At 78.6% G+C, this 1,618-nt stretch carries 1 protein-coding gene; it reads left to right on the top strand.

The features are described from left to right. The coding region (locus tag FNQ90_RS22510; RefSeq protein ID WP_228471504.1) for a CocE/NonD family hydrolase at window positions 1-1,598 on the top strand (1,598 nt) is incomplete at its 5' end. Window positions 1,599-1,618 lie beyond the last annotated feature (20 nt).

The following is a 1,618-nucleotide window of genomic DNA, read 5'->3' as shown; positions in this document are numbered from 1 at the left end:
CCCGTACCCCGCGCACCCACCGCGTGCCCGCCGCCGACGGCAGTTCCCTGGCCACCGACGTCTGCCTGCCGGTGGGGGAGGGGCCGTTCCCCACCGTCCTGATCCGCACCCCCTATGACCGTCGCCGTCACCACGCCGAGCTGCGCGCCTGGGCACGCCGCGGCTTCGCCGCCGTCGCGCAGGACGTGCGCGGCCGTCACGGATCCGCCGGCCACTGGCGGCCCTACCGGAACGAGGCGGCCGACGGCGCCGCCACCCTCCGATGGATCCGGGCCCGTGCCTGGAGCGACGGCGTCGTCGTCGCCGTGGGCTCCTCCTACGCCGCCCACTGCGCCCTCCTCCAGGGGCTCGGGCCCGGCGCACCGGCCCCGGGGACGCCCGCCGCTCGCGGGGCCGACGCCGTGATCGCGGCCGTCCCCGCCCTCGGCCCGGCCGAGACCGCCCGCGAGGAGACCGGCCCCGAACGCCTGCTGGCCCGCGCCGGGTGGTGGGCCGCCCACGGCGACCGTCCGGACTCCGACGAGACCGCGCTGACCGCCGCCCTCGACGCCGACCCCCGCCTCCTCACCACGCTCCCCCTGGTGGACCTGCCGCTGCGCGGGGGTCGGCCCCTCCCCTCCTGGCCGGATCTGTGGCGGCACACCGCACCCGGCGAGGTGCTGCGCCGGGCACCGGGGGCCCGGGTTCCGCTCCTGGTCGTGGCGGGAACCGGTGATCCGTTCGTCGCGGAGGCCCTGCGGCTGTGGCGAACCTGGGGCGGACCCTCCGCCCGACTGCTCCTGGGCCCATGGGGCCACCGCCTGACCGCCGAGCCCGGACCGGACGCCCACCCCGCCCACCGGCTGCCGCTCGGCGAGCTCTGGGCCCGCTGGGCCCGCACCGCCCTGGCCGGCGGGCCGGCCGGCGGTCGGAGCGGTGTCGCCGCGCTCGGCGACACCCCGCACTGGCTGGCGTACCCGGGGACGCGGCCGGCGCGGTGGTCGACCCACCCCCTGCGGGACGACGCGGAAGCCCCGACCCGCGCCGGCGACGGCGTGCCCCTGCGGGTGATGCGCGGTTCCCGGTTCACCGCCGACCCCGACCGGCCGGTGCGCTCCGACGACCTGGGCGTTCCCACCGACGGGATCCCGGATCGGTGCACCGCCGCCACGGAACCGCTGACCGCGCCCCTGGACGTCGTGGGCGTCCCCGAGGTGCGGCTGACCTGCGTCGCCGACACCCCCGTCGCCGACTGGGCGGTACGGCTGACCGTCCTGCCGCCGGGGGGCGGAACACCGACCGCCGTCACGGCCGTGGTCCGTCGTCGCGACCCCGCCGGCCGCCCCGCGTCGTTCACCGTTCCGCTGCCCCCGATGTCCCGCCGCCTTTCGGCCGGCACCCGGCTGCGTCTGGAGATCGCCGGACACCACCACCCGGCGCACGCCCGCAACCCCCACACCGGCGAGAACCCCGTCACCGCCCGTCGGTTGCTGCCGAGCGACCGCACGGTGCGATCCGCCGGTACCGAGCTGCGTCTGCCGCTCCCCGAACCCGGGTCCCCCGACGCGGCACCGCCCCCGATCACGTCCGTCGACCCCGTCGAGGAGCTCTGCCGATGACTCTCCCGCCCGTCGTGGAC

This window comes from Streptomyces alkaliphilus (assembly GCF_014141535.1).
GTDB classification, from domain to species: domain Bacteria; phylum Actinomycetota; class Actinomycetes; order Streptomycetales; family Streptomycetaceae; genus Streptomyces; species Streptomyces alkaliphilus.
This window is presented reverse-complemented; position numbering and strand designations above follow the sequence as displayed.